Annotated in this window: 25 protein-coding genes; 21 read left to right on the plus strand and 4 right to left on the minus strand. The window is 41.8% G+C overall.

The features are described 5' to 3' along the window. Nucleotides 1-112: 112 nt before the first annotated feature. Both leuS and GFH30_RS02260 read right to left on the minus strand, forming a co-directional pair. A complete protein-coding gene (leuS, locus tag GFH30_RS02255) occupies nucleotides 113-2,734 on the minus strand; it encodes a leucine--tRNA ligase (protein WP_153370701.1) in 2,622 nt (873 codons plus the stop codon). 122 nt (nucleotides 2,735-2,856) lie between these two features. Then, complete coding sequence (locus GFH30_RS02260; RefSeq protein ID WP_153370702.1) at nucleotides 2,857-3,189, minus strand: DUF4124 domain-containing protein; 333 nt, start codon at nucleotides 3,187-3,189, stop codon at nucleotides 2,857-2,859. Between the two features lie 681 nt (nucleotides 3,190-3,870). On the opposite strand from GFH30_RS02260, the gene GFH30_RS02265 reads away from it, so the two are divergent. The 15 genes from GFH30_RS02265 to der all read left to right on the plus strand — a co-directional run bounded on the left by GFH30_RS02265 (nucleotide 3,871) and on the right by der (nucleotide 18,978). Continuing rightward, nucleotides 3,871-5,598, plus strand: coding sequence for an acetolactate synthase 3 large subunit (locus GFH30_RS02265; protein ID WP_153370703.1), 1,728 nt, complete (start codon nucleotides 3,871-3,873; stop codon nucleotides 5,596-5,598). After that, complete coding sequence (ilvN, locus tag GFH30_RS02270; RefSeq protein WP_153370704.1) at nucleotides 5,595-6,086, plus strand: acetolactate synthase small subunit; 492 nt, start codon at nucleotides 5,595-5,597, stop codon at nucleotides 6,084-6,086. Before GFH30_RS02265 ends, ilvN begins: the two co-directional genes overlap by 4 nt. A 105-nt stretch (nucleotides 6,087-6,191) precedes the next feature. Next, a complete protein-coding gene (gene ilvC, locus GFH30_RS02275) occupies nucleotides 6,192-7,208 on the plus strand; it encodes a ketol-acid reductoisomerase (RefSeq protein WP_153370705.1) in 1,017 nt (338 codons plus the stop codon). Between the two features lie 243 nt (nucleotides 7,209-7,451). Next, nucleotides 7,452-8,303, plus strand: coding sequence for a putative phage abortive infection protein (locus tag GFH30_RS02280; protein ID WP_153370706.1), 852 nt, complete (start codon nucleotides 7,452-7,454; stop codon nucleotides 8,301-8,303). 86 nt (nucleotides 8,304-8,389) lie between these two features. Continuing rightward, a complete protein-coding gene (locus GFH30_RS02285) occupies nucleotides 8,390-9,172 on the plus strand; it encodes an XAC2610-related protein (RefSeq protein WP_227551545.1) in 783 nt (260 codons plus the stop codon). A 227-nt stretch (nucleotides 9,173-9,399) separates the two neighbouring features. Then, on the plus strand, nucleotides 9,400-9,600 hold the full coding sequence (gene iscX, locus GFH30_RS02290) for a Fe-S cluster assembly protein IscX (RefSeq protein ID WP_153370708.1): 201 nt from the start codon (nucleotides 9,400-9,402) through the stop codon (nucleotides 9,598-9,600). A gap of 111 nt (nucleotides 9,601-9,711) precedes the next feature. Then, nucleotides 9,712-10,143 (plus strand): nucleoside-diphosphate kinase, encoded by a 432-nt coding sequence (ndk, locus tag GFH30_RS02295; protein WP_035265623.1) that lies wholly within the window; start codon nucleotides 9,712-9,714, stop codon nucleotides 10,141-10,143. Between the two features lie 122 nt (nucleotides 10,144-10,265). Next, entirely contained in the window at nucleotides 10,266-11,489 is a 1,224-nt protein-coding gene (rlmN, locus tag GFH30_RS02300; protein ID WP_153370709.1) for a 23S rRNA (adenine(2503)-C(2))-methyltransferase RlmN, read from the plus strand. Between the two features lie 26 nt (nucleotides 11,490-11,515). Continuing rightward, nucleotides 11,516-12,304, plus strand: a complete 789-nt coding sequence (gene pilW / locus GFH30_RS02305) for a type IV pilus biogenesis/stability protein PilW (protein WP_196779986.1) — start codon at nucleotides 11,516-11,518, stop codon at nucleotides 12,302-12,304. Beyond that, nucleotides 12,295-13,080: a helix-turn-helix domain-containing protein gene (locus GFH30_RS02310; RefSeq protein WP_153370711.1), complete on the plus strand. Its 786-nt coding sequence runs from the start codon at nucleotides 12,295-12,297 to the stop codon at nucleotides 13,078-13,080. The genes pilW and GFH30_RS02310 overlap by 10 nt, the downstream gene beginning before the upstream one ends. 23 nt (nucleotides 13,081-13,103) lie before the next feature. Then, nucleotides 13,104-14,225 carry a flavodoxin-dependent (E)-4-hydroxy-3-methylbut-2-enyl-diphosphate synthase gene (ispG, locus tag GFH30_RS02315; RefSeq protein WP_153370712.1) on the plus strand — a complete coding sequence of 374 codons (1,122 nt, stop codon included), beginning with the start codon at nucleotides 13,104-13,106 and terminating at the stop codon, nucleotides 14,223-14,225. Nucleotides 14,226-14,228: 3 nt separating this feature from the next. Continuing rightward, a complete protein-coding gene (hisS, locus tag GFH30_RS02320) occupies nucleotides 14,229-15,524 on the plus strand; it encodes a histidine--tRNA ligase (RefSeq protein WP_153370713.1) in 1,296 nt (431 codons plus the stop codon). A gap of 29 nt (nucleotides 15,525-15,553) precedes the next feature. After that, the gene (locus GFH30_RS02325) at nucleotides 15,554-16,255 is read left to right on the plus strand and encodes a YfgM family protein (protein ID WP_153370714.1); all 702 of its coding nucleotides are present in this window, start codon (nucleotides 15,554-15,556) and stop codon (nucleotides 16,253-16,255) included. Beyond that, nucleotides 16,252-17,400 carry an outer membrane protein assembly factor BamB gene (bamB, locus tag GFH30_RS02330; protein WP_153370715.1) on the plus strand — a complete coding sequence of 383 codons (1,149 nt, stop codon included), beginning with the start codon at nucleotides 16,252-16,254 and terminating at the stop codon, nucleotides 17,398-17,400. The genes GFH30_RS02325 and bamB overlap by 4 nt, the downstream gene beginning before the upstream one ends. Nucleotides 17,401-17,568: 168 nt before the next feature. After that, nucleotides 17,569-18,978 carry a ribosome biogenesis GTPase Der gene (gene der, locus GFH30_RS02335; protein ID WP_153370716.1) on the plus strand — a complete coding sequence of 470 codons (1,410 nt, stop codon included), beginning with the start codon at nucleotides 17,569-17,571 and terminating at the stop codon, nucleotides 18,976-18,978. Between the two features lie 52 nt (nucleotides 18,979-19,030). Here the strand turns inward: der and GFH30_RS02340 are convergent, their stop codons facing one another. After that, complete coding sequence (locus GFH30_RS02340; protein WP_153370717.1) at nucleotides 19,031-19,597, minus strand: hypothetical protein; 567 nt, start codon at nucleotides 19,595-19,597, stop codon at nucleotides 19,031-19,033. Nucleotides 19,598-19,811: 214 nt separating this feature from the next. Between GFH30_RS02340 and GFH30_RS02345 the strand changes: the two genes are divergently transcribed. After that, a complete protein-coding gene (locus GFH30_RS02345) occupies nucleotides 19,812-20,456 on the plus strand; it encodes a 4'-phosphopantetheinyl transferase family protein (RefSeq protein ID WP_153370718.1) in 645 nt (214 codons plus the stop codon). A gap of 54 nt (nucleotides 20,457-20,510) precedes the next feature. Here GFH30_RS02345 and GFH30_RS02350 read toward each other — a convergent pair whose 3' ends face one another. Continuing rightward, complete coding sequence (locus GFH30_RS02350) at nucleotides 20,511-21,281, minus strand: SDR family oxidoreductase (protein ID WP_153370719.1); 771 nt, start codon at nucleotides 21,279-21,281, stop codon at nucleotides 20,511-20,513. Nucleotides 21,282-21,370: 89 nt separating this feature from the next. On the opposite strand from GFH30_RS02350, the gene mazG reads away from it, so the two are divergent. The 5 genes from mazG to panB all read left to right on the plus strand — a co-directional run bounded on the left by mazG (nucleotide 21,371) and on the right by panB (nucleotide 25,518). Further along, nucleotides 21,371-22,186: a nucleoside triphosphate pyrophosphohydrolase gene (mazG, locus tag GFH30_RS02355; protein WP_153370720.1), complete on the plus strand. Its 816-nt coding sequence runs from the start codon at nucleotides 21,371-21,373 to the stop codon at nucleotides 22,184-22,186. A gap of 16 nt (nucleotides 22,187-22,202) precedes the next feature. Continuing rightward, nucleotides 22,203-22,562: a ComEA family DNA-binding protein gene (locus GFH30_RS02360; protein WP_406565743.1), complete on the plus strand. Its 360-nt coding sequence runs from the start codon at nucleotides 22,203-22,205 to the stop codon at nucleotides 22,560-22,562. A 134-nt stretch (nucleotides 22,563-22,696) separates the two neighbouring features. Further along, the gene (gene pcnB, locus GFH30_RS02365) at nucleotides 22,697-24,172 is read left to right on the plus strand and encodes a polynucleotide adenylyltransferase PcnB (protein WP_153370721.1); all 1,476 of its coding nucleotides are present in this window, start codon (nucleotides 22,697-22,699) and stop codon (nucleotides 24,170-24,172) included. After that, nucleotides 24,169-24,654, plus strand: coding sequence for a 2-amino-4-hydroxy-6-hydroxymethyldihydropteridine diphosphokinase (gene folK, locus GFH30_RS02370; protein ID WP_153370722.1), 486 nt, complete (start codon nucleotides 24,169-24,171; stop codon nucleotides 24,652-24,654). Before pcnB ends, folK begins: the two co-directional genes overlap by 4 nt. Nucleotides 24,655-24,708: 54 nt before the next feature. Continuing rightward, the gene (gene panB / locus GFH30_RS02375; RefSeq protein WP_153370723.1) at nucleotides 24,709-25,518 is read left to right on the plus strand and encodes a 3-methyl-2-oxobutanoate hydroxymethyltransferase; all 810 of its coding nucleotides are present in this window, start codon (nucleotides 24,709-24,711) and stop codon (nucleotides 25,516-25,518) included. Nucleotide 25,519: the final 1 nt, after the last annotated feature.

Consider the following 25,519-nt stretch of genomic DNA (forward strand, 5'->3'; position numbering starts at 1 on the left):
CCTTGAAGTTCCTTCTCTTGCGCCATATATGGCTCAGGGGGAAGGTTAGGATGAGGGGTTGTTATTTACCTCTCCCTAACCCTCTCCTGAGAGGAGAGGGAACACAAGGAATTTAAACCACCAAATTCACGAGTTTATTCGGCACCACAATTTCTTTCTTGGTTGGACCCGTTAAGAATTGTTGAACTTCAGGTAATGCTTTGGCTTGCGCCAAGATGTCATCTTTCGATGCATCAACAGATACTTCAAGTTTGCCACGAAGTTTACCGTTGACTTGTACCACGATGGTTTGGGTATTACGGGTTAACGCAGATGCATCGAGCACAGGGAATTGAGCTGATGTTAACTCGATACCAAACTGTGCCAATAACGTTTGGCTTAAGTGCGGTGCAAATGGTGCAAGTAAAGTTAACAGGGTAGTGATTGATTCACGAGCAACAGCCACGTCATTGTCATCTTTTGCTTCAAACTTGTTGTTTGCATTCAGCAATTCCATCATCGCTGCAATGGCAGTGTTAAATGCATGACGACGTTCGATGTCATCACCCACTTTTTGGATGGTTTCATGTGTTTTACGACGTAGGTCTTGCGCAGCAGTTGATAATTTTGCTTTATCAAACTCAGTTGCAGCATTGCCTTTTTCAAGGAAGCTCGTGGTTAAACGCCATACACGTTTCAAGAAGCGGTTTGCACCTTCAACACCAGCATCCGACCATTCAAGAGATTGATCAGGAGGGGCTGCAAACATCATAAACACACGTGCTGTATCTGCGCCGTATTGGTCAATAATCGCTTGTGGGTCGATCCCGTTATTTTTCGATTTCGACATTTTTTCTTGACCGCCAACAGTGACTTCTTGACCATCACCTTTATATTTGGCAGAAAGAATACGACCTTTCTCATCACGTTCAAGTTCGATGTCCGCAGGGTTAAACCATGTTTTCTTACCTGATTCCGCTTCACGGTAGTAAGTATCTGCAAGCACCATACCTTGAGTTAACAGGTTAGTGAATGGTTCGTTGCCTTGTACCACACCTTCATCACGCATTAATTTGTGGAAGAAACGTGCATAAAGTAAATGCAGAATCGCGTGTTCAACACCACCGATGTATTGGTTCACAGGAAGCCAAGTTTGACCTGCTTCAGGTTTTACCATACCGCCCGTAAAGTCAGGAGATGCATAACGCGCATAGTACCAAGATGATTCTACAAATGTATCAAGTGTATCTGTTTCACGACGTGCGTCGCCACCACAGCATGGACATTTAGTTTCATAGAATTCAGGCATTTTATTCAGTGGATTACCTGAACCATCTGGAACCACATCGGTTGGAAGCACAACTGGAAGCTGATCTTCAGGTACAGGCACTTGACCACATGTTGGACAGTTGATCATTGGAATTGGACAACCCCAATAACGCTGACGAGATACACCCCAGTCACGTAAACGGAATTGAACTTTTACATTGGCAAGCGATTTCGGTTCAAGTTTCGCCAAGAATGCATCAAATGCACCTTGGAACTCTAAACCATCAAATTCGCCTGAATTAACCAGTTTACCTTCTTTCGAGCCGTACCATTCTTGCCACTCTGTAGCCGAGAAGTCAGCATCATCAGCGCCTTTGGCATCAATCACTTGCTTGATGGTGAGGCCGTATTTGTTAGCAAATTCGAAGTCACGTTCATCGTGCGATGGAACCGCCATCACCGCGCCTGAACCGTAAGACATCAATACGTAGTTTGCGATCCAAACAGGAACGTCTTCACCAGTCACAGGATGCTTCACAGAAAGACCTGTTGCCATGCCTTTTTTCTCAGCAGTGGCAAGATCCGCTTCTGCCACTGAACCCATACGGCATTCTTCGATAAATGCTTGAAGTTCAGGGTTATTCTCAGCAGCTTTTAATGCCATTGGATGTTCTGCTGCTACAGCAACATAAGTTACACCCATCAAGGTATCGGCACGTGTGGTAAATACAGTTAAACCATCTGCATAGATGTCTGGATTTACTGAAGGGAAGGTAATTTCCATCCCTTGTGAGCGACCGATCCAGTTACGTTGCATGGTCAAGACTTGTTGTGGCCAACCGTCTTTTAACGTTTCTAGGTCATCAAGTAATTCTTGCGCATAGTCGGTGATGCGGAAGTAGTACATTGGAATATCACGTTTCTCAACCAATGCACCTGAACGCCAGCCACGACCATTTTCAACTTGTTCGTTTGCAAGCACAGTTTGGTCGACAGGGTCCCAGTTCACAGTTGAAAGTTTACGGTAGATCAAGCCTTTTTTATAAAGCTGAACAAATAACCATTGTTCCCAGCGGTAATATTCTGGTGTACAGGTTGCAAATTCACGATCCCAATCCACAGATAGACCGAGTTTTTTCAACTGATTACGCATGTAATCAATGTTTTCAAACGTCCATTTTGCAGGTGCAACTTGGTGTGCAATCGCAGCATTTTCAGCAGGTAAACCAAAAGCATCCCAACCCATCGGTTGTAGCACTGTTTCACCTTTTAAACGGTGGAAACGGCTGATCACGTCACCAATCGTGTAGTTACGTACATGACCCATATGCAGTTTGCCACTTGGGTAAGGGAACATCGAGAGGATATAACGACGTGGACCTTCTACAGTGTCGGCAACTTTAAAGGCTTTCTGCGATTCCCAGTCCTGTTGGACTTGAGGCTCAATCGCACTGGCTTGGTATTCTGAGTCAATGTGAGTAGTCATATACGTAATACAAGAGAACGGTTAAAAATTTAAGGCACAGCATAGCGCAAAATGCACCTAAAAGTGAATTTTGCGCCGTCTTTTCTTGATGAAATGATGCGGTATTTTTTTAGAGAGAAAGCTTAAACGGCAGGCGTCGTAGTTTCAGCAGGTGCCGCTTGTTCCGATTCAGCGGGCTGTGGTGTGCTTTGTTGAACAGGGACTTGCTGTGGTGTATTTGATTCATACGCGGGTTGTTCTGCTGTACGTGGCAGCGTTGGTGCCGAATTTTTCCAACCATAGGTTTCAACTTTGGCTTTTTTCTTTGCAGAAGCAGGTGGCGGTGTCTTGGTGTAATGCGTCGTGCCTTTGGAATCGACCCATTTATAATAGTCGGTGGCGAAACTTGTACTACTCACTGACCTTAAAAGCACAGCACAGCTTAACCCGAAGCAAGAAGATAATAATTTTGGCATGACCCTGAATCCTCATTATTTTAATGATCATATAACCCATATTGTATTTAAATTTGACGCATGCCAGTGCAATGTTTATCTGTTTTTTTGTGACGTTGAGCGGATTGATCTTCAAAATCATTCCGCATTGAACACAATTTTAAAATTCCACTTTTGAGATGCTGATATCGCCCTATATTCATTTATAAAAAATCATTCATTTTTTTTATATAAAACATATTAAAAATTTATAAAATAAAAATGTTAAACATATGAAAAATAAATATTTATTACTATTTTGAAATGAAGGTTTTAAGAGGGTAAATCATAGATTGGATGGAAATGCAGCAGATCTATACTTTTTTTCTTGAAATTGCTTGTTTTTTAAACTTGACATTAATGGCTGAACACACAAGAATGCTGCAATAGTTTTATATGCCTTATCTCGATCACCCTTCGAATAAGTGACATTTCATGCAATGGGCGATTTCTCTAGCCGAGAGATTGAACAAAGCGACCAAAATGTGTTTATCCCAACATGTTTTAGATCTTGTATTGCTCGAACAGCAGAGAGATCAGATTTTTTTCCTATTGCTTTGAAAACTATGAAATTTATGTGCTATAACAGTGCATAGAGTTAACAAATGAAACACGGCAAATGCCTCCCATTTGTGCAGTGAAATAATATTAGGGTGAATCACGTTGGAACTTCTATCTGGTGGTGAAATGCTTGTTCGTGCATTAGCGGACGAAGGCGTTGAACATGTTTTTGGATACCCAGGCGGCGCAGTACTTCATATTTATGATGCGCTTTTTCAGCAAGATCGAATTAACCATTACCTCGTTCGTCACGAACAAGCTGCCGGTCACATGGCGGATGCTTACTCGCGCGTAACAGGTAAGACCGGTGTTGTCCTTGTGACATCGGGTCCGGGCGCGACCAATACCGTGACGCCAATTGCAACAGCTTACATGGACTCAATCCCAATGGTGATTTTGTCAGGTCAGGTTGCAAGTCATTTGATTGGTGAGGACGCGTTCCAAGAAACCGATATGGTCGGTATTTCTCGTCCAATCGTAAAACACAGTTTCCAAGTGCGTCACGCAAGCGAAATCCCTGCGATCATTAAGAAAGCGTTTTATATCGCATCCTCTGGTCGTCCGGGTCCTGTTGTGATCGACATTCCGAAAGATGTCACTAATCCGATCGATAAATTTGCGTACGAATATCCTGAAAAAGTGAAGATGCGTTCGTATCAACCACCGTATCGTGGTCACTCAGGTCAAATTCGTAAAGCCATTGAAGAACTTATTCACGCAAAACGTCCTGTAATTTATTCAGGCGGTGGTGTGGTTCAAGGCAATGCATCAGCACAATTGACTGAGCTTGCACATTTACTTGGTTTCCCTGTGACCAATACCTTGATGGGGCTTGGCGCATTCCCAGGTGATGATGAACAGTTCATCGGTATGCTTGGTATGCACGGCACGTATGAAGCCAATATGACCATGCACAATGCAGATGTGATTTTGTGTGTGGGTGCGCGCTTCGATGACCGTGTCACCAATAATCCTGCAAAATTCTGTCCAAATGCGAAAGTGATTCATATTGATATCGACCCAGCGACGATTTCAAAAACCATCATGGCGCACATTCCAATCGTAGGCGCAGTTGAGCCGGTATTGAATGAAATGTTGGTACAGTTGAAACAGCTTAATGTATCTAAGCCGAACCCTGAAGCAATTGCAGCTTGGTGGTCTCAGATTAATGAATGGCGCAAAGTGCATGGTGGACGTTTTGAAGCGGCTGTTGACGGTGGTATGAAACCGCAACAAGTGGTTCAAGCTTTAGATAAAGTAACCAATGGTGATGCAATCATTACCTCTGACGTGGGTCAGCATCAAATGTTTGGTGCAATGTATTACAAATACAAACGTCCGCGTCAATGGATCAACTCAGGTGGTCTAGGTACCATGGGTGTGGGCTTGCCATATGCAATGGCTGCGAAACTCGCGTTCCCAGATCAGCAAGTGGTATGTATCACGGGTGAAGCATCGATTCAGATGTGTATCCAAGAGCTTTCAACCTGTAAGCAATACGGCTTGAACGTAAAAATCTTGTGCTTGAATAACCGTGCATTAGGTATGGTAAAACAATGGCAAGACATGAACTACGAAGGTCGTCATTCGAGCTCTTATGTTGAGTCACTGCCTGACTTTGCGAAATTGATGGAAGCTTATGGGCATGTTGGCATTCAAATTGATCATGCTGATGAGCTTGAATCGAAACTTGCTGAAGCCATGGCAATTAACGATAAATGCGTATTTATTAATGTAATGGTTGACCGCGCTGAACATGTTTATCCGATGTTGGTAGCGGGTCAATCCATGCAAGATATGTGGTTAAGCAAAGGGGAGCGCACAGCATGAGACATATCATCTCTGTACTTGTTGAAAACGAAGCTGGCGCGCTTTCACGTTTAGTGGGGTTGTTCTCTCAACGTGGTTATAACATTGAGACCTTGAACGTTGCTCCAACTGAAGACCCAACGCTTTCGCGTTTGACCTTAACCACTTATGGCGATGACCATAAGATCGAGCAAATCACCAAGCAACTCAATAAATTGGTTGAAGTGGTGAAAGTGGTTGATTTGTCTGAAGGTGCGCATATTGAGCGTGAACTCATGCTCATTAAAGTAAAAGCCTTGGGTTCAGCACGCACTGAAATTAAAAATACCGCAGACATTTTCCGTGGTCAGATTGTCGATGTGACACCAACGACATATACCATTCAAATTGCCGGTACAACTGAAAAAATTGACGCGTTTATTGAAGCCTTAGCTGAAAATACCATTTTAGAAGTGGTGCGTTCAGGTGTTTCAGGCATCGCACGCGGTGAAAAAGTTTTAACTATCTAATTTAAATATTTCCTCATCCCAATAAGAAGAGGGTATCAGGCAATGTTTTATAACAGGGTCATTGCCTGATTAAACGAACAAACCAGCATTTACGCGGAGACAGCAATGCAAATTTTTTACGATAAAGACACTGACTTATCTATCATCCAATCGAAGAAAGTAGCGATCATTGGTTACGGTTCACAAGGTCACGCGCACGCGCTTAACCTTAAAGATTCTGGCGTTGACGTAACTGTAGGTCTACGTGCGAACTCTACTTCTTGGAAAAAAGCTGAGAATTCAGGTCTTAAAGTTGCTGAAGTTGCTGCTGCTGTAGCACAAGCTGACTTAGTAATGATCTTGACTCCTGATGAGTTCCAATCTCAACTTTACCGTGACGAGATCGAGCCAAACATCAAGCAAGGCGCTACTTTAGCATTTGCTCATGGTTTCTCTGTTCTTTATAACCAAGTTGTTCCACGTAAAGACTTAGACGTAATCATGGTTGCGCCTAAAGCACCTGGTCACACAGTACGTTCAGAATTCCAACGTGGTTCAGGTGTTCCTGATTTAATCGCGATCCACCAAGATGCTTCTGGTAATGCACGTAACGTAGCACTTTCTTACGCTTCTGGCGTAGGTGGTGGTCGTACAGGTATCATCGAGACTTCATTCCGTGAAGAAACTGAAACTGACCTTTTCGGTGAGCAAGCAGTTCTTTGTGGTGGTGCAGTAGAATTAGTGAAAATGGGCTTCGAAACTTTAGTTGAAGCTGGTTATGCTCCAGAAATGGCTTACTTCGAATGTCTACACGAACTTAAATTGATCGTTGACTTAATGTTCGAAGGCGGTATCGCGGACATGAACTATTCAGTATCTAACAACGCTGAATACGGCGAATACGTAACTGGTACTGAAGTTATCAACGAACAATCTCGTGAAGCGATGCGTAATGCACTTAAACGTATCCAATCTGGTGAATATGCGAAGATGTTCATCCAAGAAGGTGCTTTAAACTACCCATCTATGACTGCTCGTCGCCGTCAAAATGCTGCTCACGGTATCGAAGTAACTGGTAACAAGTTACGTGCAATGATGCCATGGATCCAAGCAAACAAAATCGTAGACAAAGAAAAGAACTAAGTTCTAATTTCTAAATCGAAAAGCCCTTGTTTTTACAAGGGCTTTTTTATGACTTATAAAAACTGACTTATGTGATGTGATCTGCGAGTTGAACTTCGTGCCTCAAATAGATGAAAGCAGTGCTTTCATCTATTTTCGTACCTTGGATTCAAGCAAATAAAATCGTTGATAAAGAAAAGAACTAATTTTCTTATCTAGCTGATTTTTATGCTATAAAAAACCCTGCGTAAGCGGGGTTTTTTTATGGATCAGATTAAACAAAAAGAAAAAGCATTAAGAAAAAGGGAAAGAGCATTTGACCATGTCTATTACATAGTATTGGGTATAGTGGCGACGGTTGTTAGTTTTTACACATATTATTTTCATGATTATTATATTTCTTTAGATCCAAACGATTGGGGTGTCTTTGGGGACTTCTTAGGTGGTACGTTAAATCCGCTTTTGGCATTTTTTAGTTTTATGCTTTTATTATTAAATCTTAAACTTCAGCGTGAACAATTGGATAATGCTGAAGAACAGTTGAAATTGAATCGTGAGGAATTAGCTGAGACAAGGAAAGCTTTAGAAAGATCAGCTCAGGCTCAAGAGGATTCAAAAAGAGTTATGGATGAGCAGTTAAGAACTCAGACTTTTCAACAAAGTGATAATTTGTTTTCGGTTATGTTTAAGCAAATCTTAGATTGTCAGATTGAGGTTGTTAAAGAATGTAATCGCCGTAAGTACTATTCAGATGGAAATCTAGATAGGCTGAGAAATGAAATAAATAAAAGAATAATTTTCAAAAAATATTTTAGATTGTTATTTCAAACATTTTCTATGTTGGAAGATATCCTTGGGTTAGAAAATACAGAAAAGTTAAAACAATATATAAAAGTTATTAGGAGTCAGCAGGAAGATGTAGTTCTGGAATTTCTGTTTATTTATATATCTGAAAATAGGGAAAAACCATCGCACTTTCATACCTATTTAAGAATGAGTAATTTTTTCAAACATTTAAAATTAGAATTTAGAACACTTGAGTTTAAGGAAGTGTTGAAGGCATATGATGATTTTAATTTCACAGATAAAGATGAGTACTTTAAGAAAGTTGGTTAATGATAATGTGTTGTTCAAACTGTCAAAAATAAAGTTGTGCTAAAATCCCACCTTATTTTTACTTCTCCCAAAAAATGAGGCATAGCGTGAAAGCTCATGTTTTATTGGGCGCGCTCGCGCTCAGCATTTCTACAATCTCTTCTGCTCAAAACACCACATCAAACGACACATTACAGCCACTCAAAAATGTCAAAGTTTCGATGCAACGTATGCTGAAAAGCAGCGATGGTCGTTATTTTTTAGATCTGTATGCGGGGATTCCTGCACCAAACGCACATTTGACCGATACACAGCAAAAGCAAAAAATTGACTTTAAAGGGCTGCAAAAGTGGCAGCAACTCACACTACGTTCCTATGCTGTGAATGACAAAGCAGTGGCAAGTACAGAGTACGCCTTAGATGGTAATTTAAATATTATCAGTAGCCAGTTTTCAGCGCAGTTGAACGGTAAAGGCACAAATAAAAAAATCCAATTCGGACCTGCATTTAAAGCAGTAGATAAACCTGCATTACAGTTTAATTTCTTTGGTGATAAAACCTTAAAACGCGTAGATGTGATTAACAAAGCCAATGGCAAAGTGATGCAAATCCTGAAAGGGTTTAGTGCATTTCCAAATACGATTGGCTACTTAGATATTAACTTTGATGGTTATTACGATGTAGTACTGTCAAATTTAGATGGTCATAAAGTGGAAGATCAACGCTTTATCTATTGGGTGTATAACCCAAGTACACGTCAATTCCAACGCTCGCCACAAATGGAAAAAATCGTTGGTTTCCCAAAACTCGATGCGCAGAAAAAACAAATTCATTATGACGATAAAGTTGTTTATCAAGTTAAAGATGGGCTTTTAACTTTGGTGAATTAAGTGCGTTTAAAGATGTAGTCAAAGCGACAGGGAGGTCTGCTTTAGGGTCTTAAAATCTTGTAAAAATTACATTATTTATGTCTGATGAAGTTTGAAAGAGACGGGCGTAAAAATCAGAAAAAGCTTTTTTTTGGATAGAATATAAGGTGCATCACGCTCGAATCGCTCGCAGATTTTTAAAAATTTGTTAAAGTACAGCATCGAAGCACATCGCATAAGGAATAGACATGGGTTTACGTTGGACAGATACACTTGATATCGCCATTGAACTATACGAAGCACACCCAGATGTTGACCCGCAATGGGTACGTTTTACCGATTTACATGCATGGGTATGTGCGCTTGAAAACTTCAGTGATGATCCGACAAAATCGACTGAAGGCTTGTTAGAAGGCATTCAAATGGCATGGATTGATGAAGCGCGTTAATCGCTATATCGAAAAAATGCATTTTTTTACAGAGTAAAAGCAGAAAATAAGCCATTATTCGGTATAATGCGGCAAAATTTTCATGTCAACAATTGACTTAAGGAGCCTATCATGGCTATCGAACGTACTTTATCTATCGTAAAACCAGACGCAGTTGCTAAAAACCACATCGGTGACATCTTTGCTCGTTTTGAGAAAGCTGGTCTTAAAATCGTTGCAACTAAAATGAAACACTTGACTCAAGCTGAAGCTGAAGGCTTCTACGCTGAGCACAAAGAACGTGGTTTCTTTGCTGACCTCGTTGCATTCATGACTTCTGGTCCAGTTGTTGTTTCAGTTCTTGAAGGCGAAAACGCTGTTCTTGCTCACCGTGACATCCTTGGCGCGACAAACCCTAAAGAAGCTGCTCCTGGTACAATCCGTGCAGATTTCGCTGTAAGCATCGACGAAAACGCTGCTCACGGTTCTGACTCTGTAGCATCAGCTGATCGTGAAGTTAACTACTTCTTCGCTCAAACTGAGATTGCTCCACGTACTCGTTAATTCGCAGTATTCAAACCAGATAAGTGTTATTATACTTATCTGGTTTTTTTATTCTCTGAATAATCCTTCGCTTAAATATTGAGCTTCTCCTTTCATCTTTAGACATGGTTTAGGTAATACACATGAGTACTGAAGTCGTCGCTACATCAGCAATTTCTGCTGAACAGCAACCATCTCCATCCGCTCCAGCGCAGGAAAAAGTGAACCTACTTGGCATGTCACGTCCACAAATGGAAAAATTCTTCGAAGACATGGGCGAGAAGAAGTTCCGTGCTGGGCAAGTGATGAAATGGATTCACCAATTCTTCGTGACTGATTTTGCGCAAATGACCAATATTTCAGGTAAATTGCGTGAAAAATTAGAAAAGCTTTGTGTGATTGAAGCACCAGAAGTTGTCCATAAAAATTACTCAAAAGACGGTACCCGTAAATGGGTGTTCCGTGTTGGCGATGGTGACGGCTCACTGGTTGAAACCGTTTTAATTCCGGCTGAACACCGCAGTGGCTTACGCCGTACTTTGTGTATTTCTTCACAAGTCGGTTGTGCTTTGGACTGTTCATTCTGTTCGACAGGAAAACAAGGTTTCCAACGTGATTTAACCCAAGCCGAAATTATTGGTCAGTTGTGGATGGCAAACTATTCTTATATGGAAGATGTGCCTGTCCTTGAACGTGAGCGTTCAGTGACCAATGTGGTGATGATGGGAATGGGTGAACCACTCCTGAACTATGATGCTGTTTTAAATTCAATGCGCATTATGCTCGATGACTTTGCTTATGGTATGTCGAAACGTCGTGTGACTTTGTCGACTTCAGGTGTCGTACCAAAAATTGATCAATTGGTGAAAGACATTGATGTTGCTTTAGCCATTTCTTTACACGCACCAAATGATGAATTGCGTAACGAACTTGTACCGATTAATAAAAAATATCCATTAGAACAATTGATTGCCGCATGTCAGCGCTATATTGCCAAAGACGGCAATGAAAGTTCACGTAAACACGTGACGATTGAATATGTGATGCTCGATGGGGTAAATGACCATCCTGAACATGCACAACAAATGATTAAGTTATTAAAGAACTTACCAAGCAAAATTAATTTGATTCCGTTTAACCCGTTCCCGCATGCGCCATATGGTCGTTCAAGCCGAAACCGCATTATTTCTTTCCAAAAAACTTTGTCTGATGCTGGTTTTGTGTGTACGATTCGTCAGACACGTGGTGATGACATTGATGCTGCGTGTGGACAACTGGTCGGACAAGTCGCTGACCGCACCCGTCGTGCGGAACAGTGGAAAAAGAAAATTGCGCAGTCCAATGAGATTATGCGCTCACAAGGATAATAAGAGGTCGCCAATTGACTAAGCTCATGTCTCAACTTGTTTTAACGTCAACACTTTGTGTGTCTATTGCTTTAACTGCATGTCAAACACAGGATATCGCCAAGAAAGATCCTGAAAAAGCGGTCTTAGTACGCACCCAAATGGCTGTTGAGTATTTAAAAAGTGGTGACTTGGATGCAGCTAAACGTGTTTTAGATGAAGCATTGGCGCTTAGTTCTCGTGATTCTCAAGCCAATATGATGATGGGCGTATTACTGCAACAAGAAGGCAGTAAGGTCAATCTTGATAAAGCAGAAGGCTACTTTAAACGTGCGATTGCGAGCGATCCAAAGAATGCCCAAGCGCGCAATAATTACGGCACTTACTTGTTCCAAGTGGCGCGTTATAATGATGCGATCCAACAGTTTCAAATTGCGGGCACAACCTTGGGTTATGATCAACGCTCACGTGCGCTTGAGAACATGGGACGCAGTTATCTTAAGTTGAATGATGTTGCGAATGCTGAAAAATCGTTCAACCAAGCCTTACAAGCCAATCGCGATTCTTATATTTCAATGTTAGAGTTGGCAGAGCTGGCTTATTTAAAGCAAGATTTCCCCGCTGCGACGCGTATGTATGAACAATTCGTGCGTGTCGTTGGACAAAAAAACCAGAATGCACGTGCACTCTGGGTCGGCATACGTCTTGCGCGTGCTGATGGCGATCAGATGGGTATGCAAGTATTGGTGAACCAATTACGTGCTTTGTTCCCGGAAAGCCAAGAATACCAACGTTATTTGCAATTACAGTACAGTACTGAGGCCGTATGGAAGTAAATCCTAATTCACAATCGAATCATTCGAGCGTCGCTCCAAATGCATTAGGAAATGTTCAGCGTCCTGGTGAGTACTTGCGTCAAATTCGCTTGAATAAACAGCGTGAGCTGGCAGACGTCGAGCGTGAACTGAATATCCCTGTCAAAACACTCATTGCGCTTGAGCAAGATGATTATAAAGTGTTGCCTGAAGCGACCTTTATTAAGGGGTATTATCGTACCTATGCCAAATATTTAAATGTTGATGCGTCAAATATCATTCAGCGTTTTGATGAAATCTATGCCAATGACACCGGTCTTTTGCCGAATCATGCCCTGAACAATTCACCGATTAAAATCATGGGTAAACTCCCAGGTTCAAATCGTGATCGTAACCGTAAATGGTTAAAACGTGGTGTGATTGGCTTGGTGATTATCTTGATCATCGCTGCCATTGTCGGTATTGCACAAAACTGGTCAAGCAGTGCAGATGTGACTGAAGAAACTGAAGTTGAAACGTCGAATGTTGAAGTGATTAACATGGATGGTGATGCAGCCGTGTCAGGCAATCAGCTGAAATTGGAATTTAATCGTCCAACGTCTGTTCATATTGTGGATTCAACGGGTAAGGTTTTGGCAACAGGTCGTCAATCTTCAGCACTGTCACTCAATGGTGAAGCACCGTTCCAAATTCGCTTAGATGATGCGACTGCTGTGTCATTGACTTTAAATAATGAAAGTATTTCATTGTCTCCATATACCGTGAACGGAAAAGCAGAATTCCGTTTGTCACGTTAATGGATCGAGAGTAGAACCAAATCATGATCGTAAATCCAATTCAACGCCGTCCAACACGTAAAATTCGTGTCGGTTCAGTGTATGTCGGTGGTGATGCGCCGATTAGCATCCAAAGTATGACCAATACTGAAACCTGTGATGTGGCTGCAACGGTTGCGCAAATTCAGCGTTGTGTGGATGTGGGTGCGGATATTATGCGTGTTTCTGTGCCAAGCATGGAAGCCGCTGCTGCCTTTGGTGAAATTCGCAAGCAAGTGAGTGTGCCATTGGTGGCAGACATTCATTTCGATTATAAAATTGCACTGGCTGTTGCCGATTTGGGCGCAGACTGTTTGCGTATTAACCCAGGTAATATTGGTTCAGAAGCCAAAATCCGTGAAGTGGTTGCTGCCGCACGTCATAATGATATTTCAATGCGTATTGGTGTCAATGCTGGTTCTTTAGAGAAAGATATTCAAAAGAAATATGGCGAACCAACAGGTCAAGCACTGCTTGAATCTGCAATGCGTCATATTGATATTCTAGACCGTCTGGATTTCCAAGAATTTAAAATTTCGGTGAAAGCATCGAATGTATTCTTGACCATGGACGCTTATCGTTTGCTGTCTCAGCAGATTGATAATCCACTGCATTTAGGTGTGACTGAAGCAGGTGTTTATCGCACAGGTTCAATCAAATCTGCGATTGCTTTGGGCGGTCTGCTCATGGAAGGCATTGGCGATACCATGCGTATTTCATTGGCAGCGGAACCTGAAGAAGAAATTAAAATTGGTTTTGATATTTTAAAATCATTGGGTCTGCGTTCAAACGGGATTAACTTCATTGCTTGTCCAAGCTGTTCACGTCAAGAATTTAACGTGATTAAAGTGATGCAAGCGCTAGAAGAGCGTTTGGAAGATATTCGTACCCCAATGGATGTGTCTGTGATTGGTTGTAAAGTCAACGGTCCGGGTGAAGCCAAAGAAGCAGATATTGGTGTGGTCGGTGCAAGTCCACGTTCACTGGTCTATCGTAATGGTGAAAAGAGCCATTTAATTGATACCAATCAATTGGTTGATGAAATCGAGTCGATGGTTCGTCAGCGTGTTGCTGACCTCGATGAAGCTAAGTCTAAAGAGATTATTCGCACAAGTTTTTCTGAGTAAATCATGAGTTCAATTGTAGCAATTAAAGGTTTTAATGACATTCTGCCAACGCAAACACCTGCGTGGAGACGTCTTGAACAGCATTTGTCGGGTTTGATGGATGCTTATGGTTATCAGCAAATTCGTTTGCCAATCGTTGAGCAAACCAATTTGTTTAAACGTTCTATTGGTGATGCAACCGATATCGTTGAAAAAGAAATGTACACGTTCTTGGACAAAGGTAATCCACCTGAGTCGTTGACCTTACGTCCTGAAGGGACTGCGGGTTGTGTACGTGCCATGCTTGAACATAACTTGCTGCGCGGTGCAACACCACGTGTGTGGTACATCGGACCTATGTTCCGTTATGAAAAACCACAAAAAGGTCGTTACCGTCAGTTCCACCAATTTGGTGTAGAAACTTTCGGTGTCGCAACACCTGACCAAGACGCTGAACTCATTTTAATGACTGCGCGTTTGTGGAAACGTATGGGCGTGGCAGATAAAGTTCAACTTGAACTCAACACACTGGGTGAGTCTGATGAACGTGCAAATTACCGTGCGGCATTGGTTGAATTCTTAGAAGCACACAAAGCCGATTTAGATGAAGATTCACAGCGTCGTTTAACCACGAATCCGCTACGTATTTTGGATTCTAAAGATACCAAAACCCAAAGCATTTTGGAAAATGCGCCAAAACTTCATGACTTTATGGGTGAAGAAACGCTTGCGCATTTTGCACAGTTACAACAATATTTGACCGATGCAGGTGTCAGCTTTGTCATCAATCAAAAATTGGTACGTGGTCTTGACTACTACAACAAAACAGTCTTTGAATGGACAACCACACATTTGGGTTCACAAGGTACAGTATGTGCTGGCGGTCGTTATGATGGCTTAGTGGGTCAATTGAAAGGTAAAGCAGATCAATCTGTGCCTGCGGTTGGTTTTGCGATGGGTATTGAACGCTTATTGCTCTTACTGGAGCAAGTTGAAGACAATACACCTGTTCGTGATTGCGAAGTCTTCTTGGTGTCAGAACAAGCATCACAAGGTCAAGCTTTAGTGATTGCAGAACAAATTCGTGACCAACTTGAAGCGGCAGGCAGCAACATTCGCTTAAAAGTCGGTTCACAAGGTTCAATGAAATCGCAAATGAAAAAAGCCGATCAAGCGGGTGCTTTATTTGCTGCGATTTTAGGTGAGCGTGAGCTTGAAGCGAAAGCATTTACCGTCAAAGAGCTGGCAACAGCAGAACAATTTGAAGTGCCATTTAATGACTTTGTGGCATTTTTTAATACTAAAATTTCTTCAAAATAATCCATAACATTTAGGAAAGAGATAATCACATGAGCGCAATTGGTGGTGATGAACAACTTGAAAGCTTAAAGTCCTTCACGAAGAAGTACGGTTCTTCAATCATTACAGGGATTTTAATTGCGCTGATTGCCTTTTTCGGATGGGAATATTGGCAGAAGAAAACCTTGGCGGAATCGCAAATGCGTACCGCTAAGGTACAACAGTTGATGGACGATGCACGTGCCAGCAATAATGGCGAAGCATTTGCAAAATTATCAGATACAGCCGATAAAATTGTAAAAGAAGCACCTGATTCAGTTCAAGCGATTCAAACCCAATTGGTCATGGCTAAATTGGCGTATGATAAGTTTGATTTTGCAGCGGCTGAAAAAGCATTACAAAAAGTTGAAAACTCAAAACTTGATGATGCTGGTCTTATACATGTGGTAAAACTACGTTTAGCTTATGCACAGTTGGCTCAGAAAAAATATGATGCAGCGTTAAAAACTTTAGATGCAGTGACAGATCCTGCATTTAAAGCCACAGCGGATGAAGCGCGTGGTGATATTTATGTTGCGAAAAACGATATTGAAAATGCTAAAAAAGTATATCAAAGTGCATGGGATGCTTTGATTGAACGTAAAGAAGAACGTCAAATTTTACAAATTAAACTCGAAAGTGTAGGCGTATTGGTAGATGATCCTGAGATCGAACGCCCAATTATAGATACAGCAGCGGAAGCAACTGAATGAATCAAAAATACAAAATCACATGTGCCTTGACTGTTTTAACCCTTGCTTTGGCAGGTTGCGCAGGTAAAAGCGCAAAAGTGCCTGAAGTGAAGCCGAATCCGCTTCCTAAATTGACACAAGCCTCATCATTGGTTCCTGTATTTTCGACCAGTGTTGCTGCCACTGATGCAGCAGATCCATTACGTTTACGCTTAGATGCTGAAAATGGCGTGGTTTTTGCGGTGAATCCAAATGGTGAAGTGACTGCATTTAGCGGCAAGCAAAAACTATGGCAGAAAAAAATTAGTAAGGACGGCTTAAGTGCTGGTGTTGAAGCAAATGATGGTGTTTTGGTGGTAGGGAACCAAAAAGGTCAATTATTTGCGTTAAATCAACAAAGTGGTGAACAAGTCTGGACTGCACAATTGACAGGTGCACTCCTTGCGCCGTCACTTATTCATGCTGGTCGTGTGATTAGTGTGACCAATGACGGTACTGTGTACGGTCATGAAGTGGCAACAGGTAAGCAAGTTTGGACTTATAACCTGCCTAATGTACAATTTAGCTTACGTGGTATGTCTGCGCCTGTGGTACTCGATCCGCGTAATGTTTTAGTGGCGTCATCAAATGCGTATGTTTACGTACTCGATGCCTTAACAGGTACACCAAAAATGCAACGTCGTGTTGCAGTATCGGATGGACGTTCTGATATTCAACGTCTGATTGATATTGATGGCGAACCTGTGGTTGCAGGTCAATTTGTCGTGACGACAAGTTACCAAGGGCAGGTAACTGTACTGGATTTGGCTTCACAACAAGTGATTTGGAGTCAAGATGCAAGTAGTACACAGCGTCCTGAAGTCGTCGGAAATGCTGTTATCGTTGCACAAAATGATGGCAAGATCACCGCTTTTGATATCACAAGTGGTCAAACCATTTGGGAAAATGACCAGTTACTGAATCGTCAATTGAGTAATCCTGTCATGCTGGCAGGTCAATTGGTGGTGGGTGATTTAGATGGTGTTTTACACCTGATTGATCCATCGACTGGACAACTTATTGGTCGCTCAAAAACCTCTGGCGAGGTGCGAACTTTACGTGTCATCGATAACCAATTGTATGTATCGACACGTAAGGGTGCATTAAGCATTTGGCAGAGCCGTTAATTTTAACGAGCCTTATGTTAAACTAGCAGCAACCGTATATTTTTATGCTCGGGGCGATTGAATAATCAATCCCCCGTGTTTTTATTTAGGACATCTGTCCTCAACTTCTTCCTATGCTTTCTGATGTTCAGGCCATTTGATCTGGCCGATATAGAAAAAGGTTAATCTATGAAACCCGTAATTGCGCTCATTGGTCGTCCGAACGTCGGAAAATCAACGTTGTTCAACCAGATTACCAAGAGCCGTGATGCTTTGGTCGCAGACTTTGCCGGTCTAACACGCGACCGTAAATATGGTGATGCAGTCTTCCAAAATAAATCGTTTATTGTCGTCGACACCGGTGGTATCGGTGAAAACGAAGGCGGTATTGATTCATACATGGCAGAGCAATCTAAAACTGCCATTAATGAAGCTGATATTATTGTCTTCGTGGTCGATGCACGTGCCGGATTATTGGCATCTGATGAACAAATTGCGCGTGAACTGCGTACTTTAGGCAAAAAAGTTTATCTTGTTGCCAATAAAGTCGATGGCGTACACGCTGAAGCTGCACTTGTAGAATTTTACAAGCTCGGTATGGGCGAACCATTACAAGTGGCAGCAAGCCATGGTCGTGGTGTACAGCAAATGCTTGAAGATGTACTTGCTGAAGTTCCTGAAGATGAAGATGCTGCTGAGCATGACAAAGCGACTGGCTTACGTTTGGCGATTATTGGTCGTCCAAATGTGGGTAAATCAACGCTTGTTAACCGTTTACTCGGTGAAGATCGTGTGGTGGCATTTGACCAACCGGGTACAACCCGTGATTCGATTTATATTCCATTCGAACGTGATGGTCGTCAATACACGTTGATTGACACTGCTGGTGTACGTCGTAAAGGTAAAGTCGATGAAATGATTGAGAAATTCTCAATCGTGAAAACGTTGCAAGCGATTAAAGATGCGCATGTGATTGTCGTAGTGCTTGATGCGCGTGAAGGCGTGGTTGAGCAAGATTTACATTTAATCGGCTATGCTTTAGAAGCAGGCCGTGCGATGGTGATTGCGATCAACAAATGGGACAACATGTCTGATTATGATCGTAAACAATGTAAGCTCGATGTCGATCGTCGTTTTGATTTCATTCCTTGGGCAAAAGTGCATTTAATCTCTGCATTGCACGGTACAGGTGTGGGCGAGATGTATCCATCGATTCACCGTGCCTTTGATTCTTCGCATTTGAAAGTATCACCTGCGAAAATCACCCAAATCTTGAATGATGCAACTGAAGCACACCAACCACCAATGGTTCAAGGTCGTCGTATCAAAATGCGTTATGCGCATATGGGCGGACAAAATCCACCAACCATTGTGGTACATGGTAACAAAGTGGATAAAACTCCTGCGGATTATCGTCGTTACCTAGAGAATGTATTCCGTCGTGTTTACAAACTTGAAGGTTCGCCTGTACGTATTGAGTTTAAAACCTCTGAAAACCCATTTGAAGGTCGTAAGACGGTCATGGATGAGCGTATCGCAGCACGTAAACGTCGTTACGTTCAGAAATTTAAAAAAGCTGAGAAGAAATATAAGAACTAAGTTCTGTTTTCTTTGATTCAAAAAAAGCCTGCAATTTGCAGGCTTTTTTATTTTAGAAGTTACATTTTTTTGCTTTTTGATAGATTCGAATATTTTCTAAATTGGCTAAAGCAACATCAACGACTTCATCAGATGGGGCATTTTTTTGTGCTGTATTGCCCGATAATGCGCCTGTAATCTTACTTAAACGTGCAGCCGAGTCTGATTGACCAGCAAAAGCAGAGAGTGCACCCGTCGTTAGACCTGCTAACTTCGCAATTTTATTGTTAGACTGAGCTGCAGCTTGTTCTTGAGCAGCCTGAGCCGCAGCTAAAGTACGTTCAAAACTTTTAGACTCGACTGCAAGATCGGTACAATCTAATTTTTTTAAATAGCTTGTAGAATAGACGCTATTGTTGTTCTGAGATGCTGGATTATAGTTAGATGCATAGGCAGCATCAGCACGTGCAACTGCTGCATTGGCTTGAGCACGGCTGCGTTCCATATTGGCTTCAGCTTGATCCATAATGGCAGCATTTTTCGCGCCTAATACACTTGTTGCCGCTTCTAACCAACTTGCAGCAGACGCAGATAAAGATACCCCGCCAAGTAATATGCTCAGCAAAATTTGTTTATACATTTGAAGCCCCTCTTAGACAAAGTTTATGTAGTAATAAATAATTGTGATTTAGAATTTTTTAAAATTATATTTTAATTTTATTGGTTTATGTTGAAATCCAACTTTAGTTTTATTTATAACTTAAATTTGGTTAATTTTGTAGCGCGAAAATAACGATGCTTTGTATCGATTCAGGTATGCTTAAACGTCTGTCATTCAATTTGATTTTAAGCACGTGACAAAACACATTCAGATTCAGCTTTATTCGTTTCGGAAAATTATTTCTGTCGATACTTCTTTGGCGCGTGCAGCTTATATCAAAGCGAAAAAACAAGCGATTTACCAATTTCGAGATCGTCTGCTTGAGCAATTCTTTAAGATAGATCTGCAAGATCAGCTTGTCAAAACTGAACATGGCAAACCCTATCTAATTGATTATCCAAAATTTACCTTTAATCATTCCCACAGCCGAAACTTTTATGCACTCGCTATGAGTGAATGTATTCAGGATTTAGGGGTGGATATTGAGGAACTGAGTCGTAAAGTCCGTTTCGAGGCTTTGGCGCAACACGCGTTTCACCCCCAAGAATTACAACATTGGCATGAACTGGATTGTGATCCTGAATATTGGTTTAAAGTGTGGACGACCAAAGAAGCGGTGTTAAAAGCCTCAGGTTTAGGTATTCGCATCAATCTGAATGAGTTGAATACCAATCTTCATCCTTTAAATGATGGCGGTATGTGCGAGCATCCTCAAATTGGTGTGTTTGCTTATCAAAACTATCAACTTGCTGGATGCATGCTTACTGTTGCATGGCGTTCTGAGCAATCATGTAAAGGTTTTGCACGACCAAGCATTCAAATCATCAATGATATTTAAAATGCCTGATCGTATTTGAAGTGTAGTCCAAATGTGACCGCCATATTTGTGACATTATTTTTTGGCAATCAGTAGATTACTATAGCGATTGAACCATTGTGGACTCATTCGAGAAAGTTTGAATAAAAACTTACCCTTAAAGCCAATTGGTCGATGTGTTGCTGTCCACATGGTTGTTTTTAATCCTGCTAATTTTAGGATTTCAGCGGCGACATCTTCAGGGCTTAAATGTACCCCCATTTTCTTAATACTTTCAGCCTGCATGTCTTTGACCATGGCTGTTTGTACAAATAAGGGCATCACATCTAAGACCCGAATATTATATTTTTCCCATTCAATATCTAAGCTTTCGGTGAGTCCTCGCACTGCAAATTTACTCATTGAATAGCTGGCTAAGTCGGCTTGACCATAGATCGCAGAGGCAGAAGAAAGATTAATCACACGGGCAAAAGAGGCTTTTTTTAGAAAAGGCAGGGCAGCATGACAACCATTCACCACACCTTTAATATTGATGTCGATGGTACGGTGATGGTCTTGAATATTGCTTTGATCAAAATCACCTGAATATAAAACACCAGCATTATTGACCAAAATATTCATTTCACCTGCCCAAGCGTTAAATTCGCTTAAAGCCGTTTGCCAAGAGGCATAATCCGCAACATCTAACAGACCGCCTTTGGCGCGATCGCCCAATTGATTGGCAAGCGCGATGGCTTGGTCATGGTTTAAATCGTAGATGCCGACTTTGTAGCCATGTTGATAAAATAATGTTGCGACTGCTGCACCGATTCCTTGTGCTGCACCACTAATAAATATACTGTGCATCCGGTTTCATCCTTTTTTGTTATGCATTTATCATAGCAAATAAGGGCTACATAAAGTTTGTACTGTTGAGTAAGCATAGGAGATGAACATTGGAACAATTGTTGAGTGTAATGCGCGAATTACGTGAAAAATGTCCATGGGATCAACAACAAACTCCTGAATCTTTAACCCGTTATGCGATTGAAGAAGCGTATGAAGTTGAAGCTGCTGTACGCTCAGGTTCTACCGATGATGTTCGTGATGAACTCGGTGATTTACTGTTGCAAGTCGTATTTCAGTCGCAAATGTACAGTGAACAAGATGCTTTTGATTTCAATGATGTCGTACAAGCCATTACCGATAAATTGATTCGTCGCCATCCGCATGTATTTCAAGCAGAACAGTTTGCAGCTTTAACGCCTGAAGATGTTTCTCTGCTTTGGCAAGAGATTAAACAAAAAGAAAAACAAGGCAAACCACGTTCGCGTTTAGATGACATTAAGCATGCTCCAGCCCTTAATCAAGCCGATCAAATTCAAAAAAATGTTGCAAAAATTGGATTCGATTTTCTCGATGTCGCGGGTGCCTATGAAAAACTAGAAGAAGAATTGGATGAGTTACAACAGGCGATTGCGCATCAAAATTCCGATGAAATTCAGGATGAATTTGGTGACTGCTTATTTTCACTGATTAATGTTGGTCGTAAACTAGGTGTATCGAGTGAAATGGCGTTGCTGAGCACGATTCATAAATTCAGGACGCGTTTTGCCTTGATGGAGCAGCAAGCAGAACAGCAACAATTACAGATAGAAAATTTGTCCTTAGTTGAACTAGATCAGCTGTGGGATCAAGCCAAATTAGAATTAAGAAAAAGGGCAATGTATGAACATGATCAGCAAACTTCAGCCAAATTGGATGTTGATTAAATTTATTCTCATCCTCATGATGACCATGTTTGGGTGGTTGAATTTTGCCTCTGCCAATTCGACCGATTACACGGCATGGAAGGCACAGCAACAGCAGCAAGATGCACGTTTAAAACAACAAACGGCATCTGCCTCTGCCAATCATTATTTGTCGAAACCCAGTTTAGATCCCGCAGCATCAGCTGATAAAATTCATTTAAATACAGCGAGTGTTGAGCAGTTACAACAACTACACGGGATTGGGCTTAAAAAAGCCGAAGCCATTGTGGCGTATCGAAACAAGCATGGGAAATTCAAGAATATTGAAGAGATTCAGCTCATCAAAGGCATTGGTGCTGCAATCTTTAATAAAAACAAAGCCAGATTAGCCTTATAGCGTTTTTTTTTACTCAGTATAATCCCCTTATTCAAACATAAGGATTGCTATAATCAAATTGCCCTTTAGCCCTGTAAGCGATATGATTAGCGTCATCTTAGAATTTTACGTTCAGACGTAGGAGACAGCGTCTTTTGCAAACTTTGCGCGCGTCAAAATGTGGTTTATCAACCGCACAATTACCTGCTTATATTATCGATGTGCTTGATGCTCTCACTAAGGCAGGCTATGAAGCTTATATCGTTGGTGGTGGTGTCCGAGATCTTATGTTGGGTTTAGCACCCAAGGATTATGATGCTGTAACCAATGCAACGCCTGCTCAGGTCAAAGAAGTTTTCGGTCGACGCTGTCGTATTATCGGACGACGTTTTGAGTTGGCGCATGTCTATTCAGGTCGTGAATTGGTTGAAGTTGCGACTTTCCGTGCACCGCCAAAAAAAGCAGTCACTTCTGCTGCCGGTATGATTTTACGCGACAACAATTGGGGCACGATTGAGCAAGATTTTGCACGTCGTGACTTCTCGATTAATGCTTTGTATTACCAACCACGTAAAGCCGTGGTACTCGATTTCTGCGATGCAGTCAGTGATATTGAACATAAAACTTTACGTTTATTAGGTGATCCTGCACTCCGCTTTGAAGAAGATCCTGTGCGTATGCTGCGAACATTACGTTTTGCAGCAAAATTAAATTTCTCTATTGATGAGAAAATTTTAGATATCTTTACTCCTGAAATGACTCAGTTGCTGCGTGATGTATCACCACATCGTTTATATGACGAATCGCAAAAGCTATTCACTATGGGGCATTTAAATCGCGTTTTACCGATGCTGATTGATTTTGGTATTTGGCAACAATTGTTTGCCGATATTGAACCTGAAGTCACTGAATTTATCGAACGCGCTGCAAAAAATACCGATCAACGCATTTCGATTGGCAAAACCATCAATCCGGCATTCTTCTATGCCGTGTTGTTATGGAAACCGTTCCAAGAACGTTGTGAGTATTATTTGGCGAAAGGTGTCGTTGCGGCTGAAGCACGTGCACAAGCTGGCTTGGATGTTTTAAAACGTCAAGCAACACGAACCATTATTCCGCGTTTTGCTGAAACCTTTATTCGTGAAGTATGGGAAATGCAAACCCGTTTGCTGAATCCAAAACCACAGCAAATTGCGGCTTTATCGAATCACGCGCGTTTCCGTGCTGGCTTTGACTTCTTATTGCTTCGTGAAAAATCTGGTGATAACACAACCCAAGGCATGGGTACATGGTGGGATGCGTATCAACAAATGACAGGCGATGAAAAAGAGCGTGCCATTGCGCAATATAATCGTCAACGTGCGAAGAATCGTCGCAAAGCATCACATGATGATCATGTGGAGCAAAAGGTACAGCCGCAGCAAGATTTGACTGAAATTGAACCTTTAGTAAATGAACCTGAAGCGCGTCCACGTCGTCCTCGTAAAGATAAACCTGCGCGTGAACGTGACAGTGGTGCACATCGTGCAGCACCGACCGATTTAAGCGTGGTAACAGCGGATCATCCAATCATGAAGCGTAAACGCGTAAAACGTGATTTAAGCCAAGTGGTGTTTGGACCAACGCAATGATTTGTTGTTATATCGGTTTAGGCAGTAATTTAGGTGATTCGCGTCAGATTTTGACTGAGGCGGTGAGTAAACTTGCCACATTGGGTACAATCAAGACTTCGAAGTTGTATCAAAGTCCACCGATGGGACCACAAGATCAGCCGAATTATCTCAATGCTGTTGTGCAGTTAGAAACTGATTTAGCAGCATTAGCACTTTTGGACCGCTTACAGGGTTTTGAGCAGGAAGCGGGTCGAGTACGGTTACGTCATTGGGGCGAACGTACTTTGGATTTAGATTTGCTCCTTTATGGCGATGAAACGATTCAAAATGAACGTTTGACCGTGCCGCATGTGGGTGTATTAGAGCGTGATTTTGTGCTGATTCCCTTGTTGGATATTGATGCAGAATTAACGCTAAATGGACAGTTATTAAAAGACCTCGATATCGTCAAGCAATCGACGCTCAGCGTACTCGATGGCTTAGATTGGGCACACATTTAAATTTTTGAATTGTTGGTATGTTCAAGGGAACTGCAATAATAGAGGAACATCTTTATGATCAGTCTGAGTGATTTAAGACGATTTAAAGCCGAAGGCCGTAAATTTTCCTGTCTGACTTGTTACGATGCAAGTATGGCAAAAGCGTTTGAAATCGCGGAAATTGATAGTATTTTGATCGGCGATTCACTTGGAATGACCATTCAAGGTCATGATTCGACCTTACCTGTGACATTAGAGGATATGGCTTATCATACCGCTGCTGTACGCCGTAGCAATCAACATGCATTTATCATGACTGATTTGCCATTTATGACCTATGCAACTTTAAACGATGCCTTGCAAAGCGCTAAGAAAGTGATGCAAGCAGGCGCGCAAATGGTCAAAATGGAAGGTGGGGCATGGCTTGCTGAAACGGTTGAAGTTTTGACGCGTAATGGTATTCCTATCTGTGTACACTTGGGGCTTACACCACAATCGGTACATGTGTTGGGTGGTTATAAACTACAAGCACGCAGTCGTGCTGCCGCAGATCAGTTGATTGCCGACTGTCAGGCAGTGGTTGCAGCGGGTGCTGCAATCCTGTTATTAGAGTGTGTACCTGCACAATTAGGTCAAGAAATTACTGAATTATTCCCACATATCCCAGTGATTGGAATTGGTGCGGGCGTAGACACCGATGGTCAAGTCCTTGTGGTGCAAGATATGCTTGGATTGAACTTTGGACATACCGCAAAATTCGTCCGCAACTTTATGACAGAACAATCAGGTGCGACCGCCATTGTGGATGCCATTAAAGCCTATCATGCAGCCGTTTTAGACAGCACTTTCCCAGCACCTGAACATACCTTCCAAGTTGAGTTGTAAC

Origin of the sequence: Acinetobacter wanghuae, assembly GCF_009557235.1 — a bacterium.
Classification (GTDB): Bacteria; Pseudomonadota; Gammaproteobacteria; order Pseudomonadales; family Moraxellaceae; genus Acinetobacter; species Acinetobacter wanghuae.

Excerpts from the sequence above, each read along its gene's own strand:
- leuS (WP_153370701.1), bottom strand. The coding sequence starts at position 2,734 with ATGACTACTCACATTGACTCAGAATACCAAGCCAGTGCGATTGAGCCT.
- GFH30_RS02260 (WP_153370702.1), bottom strand. The coding sequence starts at position 3,189 with ATGCCAAAATTATTATCTTCTTGCTTCGGGTTAAGCTGTGCTGTGCTT.
- ilvN (WP_153370704.1), top strand. The coding sequence starts at position 5,595 with ATGAGACATATCATCTCTGTACTTGTTGAAAACGAAGCTGGCGCGCTT.
- ilvC (WP_153370705.1), top strand. The coding sequence starts at position 6,192 with ATGCAAATTTTTTACGATAAAGACACTGACTTATCTATCATCCAATCG.
- GFH30_RS02280 (WP_153370706.1), top strand. The coding sequence starts at position 7,452 with ATGGATCAGATTAAACAAAAAGAAAAAGCATTAAGAAAAAGGGAAAGA.
- iscX (WP_153370708.1), top strand. The coding sequence starts at position 9,400 with ATGGGTTTACGTTGGACAGATACACTTGATATCGCCATTGAACTATAC.
- ndk (WP_035265623.1), top strand. The coding sequence starts at position 9,712 with ATGGCTATCGAACGTACTTTATCTATCGTAAAACCAGACGCAGTTGCT.
- rlmN (WP_153370709.1), top strand. The coding sequence starts at position 10,266 with ATGAGTACTGAAGTCGTCGCTACATCAGCAATTTCTGCTGAACAGCAA.
- pilW (WP_196779986.1), top strand. The coding sequence starts at position 11,516 with ATGTCTCAACTTGTTTTAACGTCAACACTTTGTGTGTCTATTGCTTTA.
- GFH30_RS02310 (WP_153370711.1), top strand. The coding sequence starts at position 12,295 with ATGGAAGTAAATCCTAATTCACAATCGAATCATTCGAGCGTCGCTCCA.
- ispG (WP_153370712.1), top strand. The coding sequence starts at position 13,104 with ATGATCGTAAATCCAATTCAACGCCGTCCAACACGTAAAATTCGTGTC.
- hisS (WP_153370713.1), top strand. The coding sequence starts at position 14,229 with ATGAGTTCAATTGTAGCAATTAAAGGTTTTAATGACATTCTGCCAACG.
- GFH30_RS02325 (WP_153370714.1), top strand. The coding sequence starts at position 15,554 with ATGAGCGCAATTGGTGGTGATGAACAACTTGAAAGCTTAAAGTCCTTC.
- bamB (WP_153370715.1), top strand. The coding sequence starts at position 16,252 with ATGAATCAAAAATACAAAATCACATGTGCCTTGACTGTTTTAACCCTT.
- der (WP_153370716.1), top strand. The coding sequence starts at position 17,569 with ATGAAACCCGTAATTGCGCTCATTGGTCGTCCGAACGTCGGAAAATCA.
- GFH30_RS02340 (WP_153370717.1), bottom strand. The coding sequence starts at position 19,597 with ATGTATAAACAAATTTTGCTGAGCATATTACTTGGCGGGGTATCTTTA.
- GFH30_RS02350 (WP_153370719.1), bottom strand. The coding sequence starts at position 21,281 with ATGCACAGTATATTTATTAGTGGTGCAGCACAAGGAATCGGTGCAGCA.
- GFH30_RS02360 (WP_406565743.1), top strand. The coding sequence starts at position 22,203 with ATGATGACCATGTTTGGGTGGTTGAATTTTGCCTCTGCCAATTCGACC.
- folK (WP_153370722.1), top strand. The coding sequence starts at position 24,169 with ATGATTTGTTGTTATATCGGTTTAGGCAGTAATTTAGGTGATTCGCGT.
- panB (WP_153370723.1), top strand. The coding sequence starts at position 24,709 with ATGATCAGTCTGAGTGATTTAAGACGATTTAAAGCCGAAGGCCGTAAA.